The sequence below is a fragment of the Gemmatimonadaceae bacterium genome (assembly GCA_035633115.1).
GTDB lineage: Bacteria > Gemmatimonadota > Gemmatimonadetes > Gemmatimonadales > Gemmatimonadaceae > UBA4720.
The window spans coordinates 107,731-115,370 of record DASQFN010000122.1 but is presented as its reverse complement, the minus strand read 5'-3'; the positions used below and the strand labels follow the sequence as shown (position 1 = coordinate 115,370).

The window sequence follows — 7,640 nt, the reverse complement described above, 5'->3', positions numbered from 1 at the left end:
CACACTGCGGACGCTGCGCTTGCAGTGAGCCGCTGCAGATTCCAACGGCAAGCGCCGCGGCCGAGGCGGCCCATTTCCCACCGTGTCGAGCAATGCCGGTGTCGTGCACAACATGAAACATGTTACCCCCGCGAGGTCGTGTGTAGCGAAGTTCGTTCGATCCGACGCGCTCGCGGGTGCGCACGAAGACGATGTGGGCGCCGTTGGGCTTCACGAGCAGCCTGATGTGTCGGCTGGACTTGTTTGACTCGCCATCCGCGTAGAAAGCGAGCCTCCCCGCGCCGGCGCCTCAACCTGTTTTGGGAAAGAATCCACGGCTGCTGTATGAACTAATACTTGGGTCGCCAAGATATACTGCGGCGCACGGGAAATTGCTGCAAGCGTCTGCAGTGATTGATGCTGAGAGAGATGTCGGCCGCGTGCGCAACGATCGAAGCGACACCGACTTGATCGCATCTTGCGCACCCGGAGATGCGCGAAATGTCGCAGAAGTCTTGCGACATAAACTTTGTTGAAGGCGGCGGAGAGCCCGAGCATCGACTGGCAGGACCCCTGTCACCTAAGTGGGTCACGCGCGTGGTTCTCAGAGCCGATCGGCTGGACTCGTGACACCCATCCCGCCCTTGTTCAGCACGTGAGTGTAGATCATCGTAGTCCGGACATCCGAGTGGCCCAGCAGTTCCTGAATCGTCCGGATGTCCGCTCCGCTCTCCAGAAGATGCGTCGCGAAGGAATGCCTCAGCGAGTGACACGTCGCGCGCTTGGCAATTCCGCTGGCTCTCACCCCCGCGGTGAACGCCCGCTGAATCGCGGTGTCGTGGATGTGGTGGCGCCGGCGAATTCCAGTCTCGCCCTCGGTGTAGGTCCGAACGGCGGGAAAGACGTACTGCCAGCTCCACTCGCGGTTTGCGTGCGGGAGCTTTCGTCCCAATGCGCCGGGCAATGCCGCACCCTGCATACCGCAGCGCAGATCGCGCTGAAACTGAGCCTTCACGCGCTCGAGATGCACGCTCAGAGCCGGGATAGCGGTTCGAGGCAAGGGCACGCGGCGATCCTTGTCGCCCTTGCCCGCGCGAACGGTGATTTCGTTGCGATCGAAGTCGATGTCCTTCACCCGGAGCGCAATGCACTCCGACACTCGCAGGCCACTCCCGTACATCAGGGTGGCACATAACCGGTGCACACCGCGCAGACGCGAGAGGATCGCGCGAACTTCACCGGACGACAATACTATAGGAAGACGGCGCCCCCGCTTCGCCGGCGCTATGTCAGATACGAATCCGACCGTCTGCGCAAGGACGTGGCGATACATGAAGAGGATTGCGTGCAATGCCTGGTTCTGGGTCGAGGCGCTCACGTGCTTCTCGACTGCGAGATGCGTCAGGAAGGTCGCGATCTCGCGCTCACCCATCCCGCTTGGGTGCCGCCGCCCGTGATAGAGAATGAAGCGGCGAATCCAATCGAGGTACGCTCGCTCGGTTCGTAGGCTGTACCGTAGCGTTCTCAAGCGATGCCGCACGCGTTCGAGCAGACGGTACCTTCTTTCCGGCTCGACTCCGCGTCCGAGGTGGGCCGCAGGGATCGTAAGGACCGGCGGATGCGACATAAGCCGGAAGAGTCACGCCAACGCCTCCGATCGCATCACCATAAACTCGCGGCGTGAATCCGATTCTTCCTCGAACAGTCAGAAGCAGGAGTCGCGTCAGGGTAGATGCCTCAACCATCTAACGTTAGCTTCTCCCGCCTATGACAATGCGGGACAAGCTCTCCCTCCTCGAGCGCCGGCGAGCAGAATCGGAGCAAGGCGGCGGCGAGGCACGCCTCAAAGCTCAACACGAGAAGGGAAAGCTCTCCGCTCGCGAGAGGCTGGATCTTCTCCTCGACGAAGGCTCATTCGTCGAGCTCGACCGCTTCGTCGTCCACCGCTCGCACGACTTCGGGCTCGAGAAGCAACGCTACTACGGGGACGGCGTAGTCACTGGCCACGGACGCATCGACGGCCGCATCGTCTACGTCTTCTCGCAGGACTTCACCGTGTTCGGTGGATCGCTCTCCGAGGCGTTCGCTGAAAAAATCTGCAAAATCATGGACCTTGCGATGCGGAACGGCGCGCCCGTTATCGGCCTCAACGATTCCGGCGGCGCACGGATACAGGAAGGGGTCGTTTCGCTCGGGGGCTACGCCGACATCTTCCTCCGCAACACCCTGGCCTCCGGCGTAATTCCGCAGATATCCGCAATACTCGGCCCTTGCGCCGGCGGGGCAGTGTACTCTCCGGCGATAACGGACTTCACGTACATGGTGCGCGGCAGCTCGTACATGTTCGTGACCGGCCCAAACGTCGTGAAGACGGTGACACACGAAGACGTGACCATGGAACAGCTCGGCGGTGCCAACACGCACTCGGCAATCTCGGGCGTCGCGCACGTCGCGCACGATTCCGAGCCCGAGTGCCTCCAGGCGATCCGTGATCTTTTTCGATTCATTCCGTCGAACAACCTCGACGATCCGCCCCGGGGCACGGGGTCCGATCCAGCCGATCGAAGAGATGAAGCTTTACTCGAGGTCGTACCGGATAACCCCAACAAACCCTATGACATGCACGACGTGCTCAAGCGCGTCGTGGACGACGGCGAATTCTACGAGATCCAGCCCGAATATGCCGGCAACATCATCTGCGCCTTCGCCCACCTGGGCGCGTTCAGCGTCGGCATCGTCGCGAATCAGCCGGCTGTGCTTGCGGGTGTCCTCGACATCGCCGCGTCACTCAAGGCGGCACGGTTCATACGGTTTTGCGACGCGTTCAACATTCCAGTTGTGACGTTCGAGGATGTCCCCGGATTTCTGCCGGGCATTGCGCAGGAGCACGGCGGAATCATCAAGCACGGAGCGAAGCTGCTCTTTGCCTACTGCGAGGCGACTGTGCCGAAGCTCACCGTCATCACGCGGAAGGCGTACGGTGGAGCGTACGACGTCATGAGCTCGAAGCACATCCGCGGCGACTTCAACGTCGCCTGGCCGACGGCCGAGATTGCGGTGATGGGACCGAAAGGCGCGGTGGAGATTCTTTTCCGGAAGGACATCACCGCCAGCGATGATCCCGCAAAAGCGACAGACGAGAAGATTCAGGAATACCGCGACAAGTTCGCGCATCCTTACATCGCCGCCGGCAGAGGCTATCTGGACGACATCATCGATCCGCGCGACACGAGGCCGCGGCTGATCGAAGCGCTGTCGACGCTTCAGCGCAAGCGCGACAAAAACCCGCCGAAGAAACACGGGAATATCCCGCTTTAGTCCGTGTTCTCAAAAGTTCTGGTCGCCAACCGAGGCGAGATTGCCGTAAGAGTAATCCGGGCGTGTCGCGAGCTGGGTGTGAAGAGCGTCGCGATCTACAGCGACGCAGATGCAGCGGCGCCGCACGTTCGTGAAGCAGACGAAGCCGTCAATATCGGCCCGCCTCCTTCGCGCGAGAGCTACCTCCTCGGCGATCGCATCATCGAAGTTGCACGGGAGCGCGGCGCGCAGGCGATTCACCCTGGATACGGATTTCTTTCCGAGAGGGAATGGTTCGCGCGGGCAGTGCGTGACGCAGGACTTATGTTCGTCGGTCCACCAGCGGAAGCGATTGCCGCGCTCGGGAACAAGACAGCGGCGCGCACGCTGGCGCTGCAGCACGACGTGCCCGTGGTTCCCGGAACGACCGAGGCGCTTACAAATGTCGAGTCCGCGCTCGCACTCGCGGAAACCTTCGGGTATCCCATGTTGCTCAAGGCCGCCGCCGGCGGTGGCGGGAAGGGGATGCGCGTCGTTCGTCAGGCGTCGGAGCTCGAGGCTTCGCTTGGAGCCGCGCAAAGAGAGGCGCAGAACGCGTTCGGTGACGACGCGGTCTACATCGAGAAATACATCGAGGGTCCGCGGCATGTCGAGATTCAGGTTCTGGCCGACAGGCACGGCAACGTTCTTTCACTCGGCGAGCGTGAGTGCTCCGTCCAGCGACGTCACCAGAAGATGCTGGAGGAATCGCCCAGCGTTGCAGTGTCGTCGCAGCTTCGACGTTGGATGGGTGAGGCTGCGGTGCGCCTCGCTCGCGCGGCGGGTTACGTCAACGCCGGCACCTGTGAGTTTCTGCTCGACAGCGAAGACAATTTCTATTTCCTGGAGATGAACACGCGCCTCCAGGTCGAGCATCCGGTGACGGAATTCGTCACCGGGATCGATCTGGTCCAGTGGCAGCTGCGTGTGGCGGCCGGAGAGCGTCTCCCCTTCAAGCAGGAAGAGATCAAACCGCGGGGCTGGTCGATCGAGTGCCGAATCACGAGTGAAGACACTGCAAATGGATTCCTTCCTTCGACCGGCCGCATCGACTATCTGCATATCCCGAGCGGCCCGGGAGTCCGCTGGGACGGCGGGATAGAGTCGGGCAGTGAAGTCGGCCTCCATTACGACCCGCTCCTCGCCAAGCTCATAGTGTGGGCGGCGACGAGGGAGCTCGCGATCGAGCGGATGCATCGCGCACTTCTCGAGCTTGTGATCGACGGCGTCGAGACCTCACGAGACTTCCACCTCCGGCTGATGGAAGATGGGGAATTCCGGCGCGGGGAGATCGAGATTCAGTGGCTCGAGCGACGTCTTGAATCGCTGACTAACGTTCGCCCGCCCAGGGAGACAACGGAGATCGCCGCAATCGCCGCGGCGTTGCTGGCCGAGCGAGACCGCGGCCGCGGACCGGCGGCGCAGGCGACGCTGGGGCAGGCCGCAAAAGCGAATGGTCCCGGCCCGCGTACGTCGGCTGCTGGGACGAGCCTCGCCGGAGTCGCGGGCGCACCTCTATATAATGAGTGCGCGACGGCGGACGGCTCGAATCGGTGGAAGAACACCGCGCGCCTCGAATCACTTCGTTGAGCCTCGGCTGATGCCGCAAATGGTTTCGCTCGAGATCGAATCCATCGCCGCAGGCGGCGACGGCGTCGGCCGCAGCAACGGACTGGTAGTGTTCGTCCCTCGCACGGCGCCAGGCGATCTCGTCACCGCGAGAATTGCCGGGAAAGCGAGCTTCGCGCGCGGGACCCTTCGCACCATCGCGCGACCATCTCCGGTACGAGTCGACCCGCCGTGCGAGCATTACACGCGCGATCACTGTGGCGGCTGCCAGATCCAGCACATGTCATACGCGGCGCAGCTTCGCGCCAAGCAAAGGATTATTCGCGACGCTCTGGAACGGATTGGGAAGCGCAAGGTCAGCGAGGTGGAGATACGCGCGAGCGACAACGAATGGCGATATCGAAGCAAACTGACTCTGGCAATGCGAAAATCCGCGAGCGGGGAGTGGATTGCCGGTCTGCACAGGTACGACGATCCGTCGCAGATCTTCCGGCTCGAGGATTGTCCGATCACCGATAGCGGCGCTGTGGCCGTTTGGCGATCGATCCTCGAGCATTCGCGCTTTTTCCCGGACTGGCAGCCGCTGCGGGGAAGTGTGCGGCTCACTTCTGAAGGCGCCGTCTTCACGCTTATTGGAGCGGCGCACTTTCCGATGGCCGCTGACCTCTTCGCCGCCGTGCCGAGCCTCGCCGCGTTGTGGTGGGAAAACGATTCGGGAACGAGGAGACTGCTGCAGGACCGTCGCGTCCATCGGGAGTCGCGGTGGCCGGCTGCATCATTCGCTCAGGTGAACGAGGCGGTCGCGGCGCAGTTACATGAGCACGTGGTCGAGCGGGTTACGTCTCACACGCCTTGCCATGTAATCGATGCGTATTCAGGCACTGGCGATGTTGCTGTCGAGCTCGCAGGCTCCGGCACACGAGTAACCGCGATCGAGCTGAACGCTGAAGCTGCAAACTGGTCCGCCAGCCGCCTCCCGGAAGGCTCGACGTCCATTCGCGGCAGAGTCGAGACTGCGCTGCCTTCTGCACTTCCCGCCGACGCCGTGATTCTCAATCCACCGCGCGCGGGGCTCGGCTCGACCGTGACTGACGTTCTCGATGGAGCTTCACCACAGCCACGGGTTCTGGTTTACGTGAGCTGTAATCCAGCGACGCTCGCGCGTGATCTGTCGCGCCTGCCCCGATATGAAATAAGATCGCTGGTCGCTTTCGACATGTTTCCGCAGACAGCGCATGTCGAGACAGTATGCGAGCTCGTTCCGGCGGGCGCATGAAGTACGTCGTCGATCTCAATGGCGAGCGCCGTGAAGTAGAGCTGAACGGAACGACCGCGAAGATAGATGGCAGCGAAGTCGAAGCCCGTCTCGAGCCGATCGAGGGAACTCCGCTCGCCGTCCTCACGCTGGGCGAAGAAGTCCATCGCGTGATTGTCCGTCGGACGGGTAGGCGTGGCCGTTATGTCCTATCGGTTGGAGGCCATCGCTTTGAAGTCGAGGCGCTGGATGAGCGGACGCGTGCAATTCGCGACATCACCGCGGCAGTCGCGAAACCGTCAGGTCCGGCTCCCATCATCGCGCCAATGCCGGGCCTGGTCGTGCGGGTGAATGTGGCAGTCGGCGACGTGATCGTTGCGGGGCACGGCGCCGTGGTGATGGAAGCGATGAAGATGGAGAACGAGCTGCGCGCGAAGACAGGCGGGACTGTGAAAGCTCTGCACGCCGAAGTCGGAATGGCAGTGGAGAAGGGCGCGATTCTCGTCGAGCTACAGTAATTGAGGGCTGCAGACTCAGCCGGGCAGTGGGTCAGTCGTCGCCCACTACCCGACCGTGCTGCACGACTAGCTACTGCCTGGTGCCTTCGGTGTCGAAGATGCGGACGGTGTCCGCTCCCGTCGTCTGATAATGAACGAGGTTCTTCCCGACCAACTTTCCGTCGCGTAACCACGAAGTAACGTTGCTGCGCGCCTTGAGACCTGGTCGAACACTACTGTCGAACCAGTCAGTCTCCGTTACCACCGTGTCACCGCGCACGCTCGTCACTCTCATCGCAACAGGCTTACCCTTCGGGAAGGCGAATGACCAGGCGGTGGAATCGGTGGTGTTGAGCACATACGTCGCCACCACCGTGTCGCGCCCTTCTGGCTTCACGGTCACGTTCCAAATCCCGGCGAAGGTGGCCAGCGACGCTGGTGCCGCGGGTGCGGCCTCGGGGGCGGGGGCCATAGCCGTTGTATCAACTGCGGGCGGTGCTTCGTTCGTGCTGCATCCAGCGAAAAGCACAACGCATCCTGCCAGTGCGGTAAAGCGCATCAGCGATCTCCAGAAATGGGATGTCCAGCAGCTAAACGCAAAGGGAGGGCAAACATATCGGCACCGCAACATCACAGCAACCGCATCCGTTCAGCGCTTAGCGATAGGATCAAACGAGAAAATCACGGGTGCGAGGCCGCAGGAGACAGGTCGCGACGTCGGAGGTGAGGCCTCAGAGAATCGCCTCTCACCTCACCTGCCACCTGGGACCCCCGACACCTCCCGCCTCGCACCTGCGGTTTTCGCAGTAGACTTTCTTGAGCTCGACCCGTGGACGCAGAATTACTTGGAGAACGAAATGAACGTGTCCCCCTCGCTGATCCGGGGCGCACTGCAGAGGCGCCGGCATACCAGCGCAGTGTTACATGCATCGGTGATCCTGTGAGTATGGGAGCGGCGAATGTGGCGGTGGCGAAACGCGGGCGCCAGTTGTTGACTTAAGTCA

At 62.0% G+C, this 7,640-nt stretch carries 7 protein-coding genes; 4 read left to right on the top strand and 3 right to left on the bottom strand.

What is annotated here, in order from left to right:
- Positions 1-214 (bottom strand): hypothetical protein (locus tag VES88_19155; protein ID HYN83603.1); only part of this gene is annotated, 214 nt, incomplete at its 3' end.
- 369 nt (positions 215-583) lie between these two features.
- A complete protein-coding gene (locus VES88_19150; protein HYN83602.1) occupies positions 584-1,582 on the bottom strand; it encodes an integron integrase in 999 nt (332 codons plus the stop codon).
- Between the two features lie 164 nt (positions 1,583-1,746).
- Between VES88_19150 and VES88_19145 the strand changes: the two genes are divergently transcribed.
- The 4 genes from VES88_19145 to VES88_19130 are packed head-to-tail and all read left to right on the top strand — an operon-like array spanning position 1,747 to position 6,657.
- Positions 1,747-3,297 (top strand): acyl-CoA carboxylase subunit beta, encoded by a 1,551-nt coding sequence (locus VES88_19145; protein ID HYN83601.1) that lies wholly within the window; start codon positions 1,747-1,749, stop codon positions 3,295-3,297.
- A 3-nt stretch (positions 3,298-3,300) separates the two neighbouring features.
- The gene (locus VES88_19140) at positions 3,301-4,905 is read left to right on the top strand and encodes an acetyl-CoA carboxylase biotin carboxylase subunit (protein ID HYN83600.1); all 1,605 of its coding nucleotides are present in this window, start codon (positions 3,301-3,303) and stop codon (positions 4,903-4,905) included.
- A gap of 10 nt (positions 4,906-4,915) precedes the next feature.
- On the top strand, positions 4,916-6,160 hold the full coding sequence (locus VES88_19135; protein HYN83599.1) for a hypothetical protein: 1,245 nt from the start codon (positions 4,916-4,918) through the stop codon (positions 6,158-6,160).
- Complete coding sequence (locus VES88_19130; protein ID HYN83598.1) at positions 6,133-6,657, top strand: biotin/lipoyl-containing protein; 525 nt, start codon at positions 6,133-6,135, stop codon at positions 6,655-6,657. The genes VES88_19135 and VES88_19130 overlap by 28 nt, the downstream gene beginning before the upstream one ends.
- A gap of 70 nt (positions 6,658-6,727) precedes the next feature.
- Here VES88_19130 and VES88_19125 read toward each other — a convergent pair whose 3' ends face one another.
- Positions 6,728-7,195: a hypothetical protein gene (locus VES88_19125; protein ID HYN83597.1), complete on the bottom strand. Its 468-nt coding sequence runs from the start codon at positions 7,193-7,195 to the stop codon at positions 6,728-6,730.
- Positions 7,196-7,640: the final 445 nt, after the last annotated feature.

What these genes read in the sequence shown, in the direction of transcription:
- VES88_19145 (HYN83601.1), top strand. Translation starts at nt 1,747, where the DNA reads ATGACAATGCGGGACAAGCTCTCCCTCCTCGAGCGCCGGCGAGCAGAA.
- VES88_19135 (HYN83599.1), top strand. Translation starts at nt 4,916, where the DNA reads ATGCCGCAAATGGTTTCGCTCGAGATCGAATCCATCGCCGCAGGCGGC.
- VES88_19130 (HYN83598.1), top strand. Translation starts at nt 6,133, where the DNA reads ATGCGAGCTCGTTCCGGCGGGCGCATGAAGTACGTCGTCGATCTCAAT.
- VES88_19125 (HYN83597.1), bottom strand. Translation starts at nt 7,195, where the DNA reads ATGCGCTTTACCGCACTGGCAGGATGCGTTGTGCTTTTCGCTGGATGC.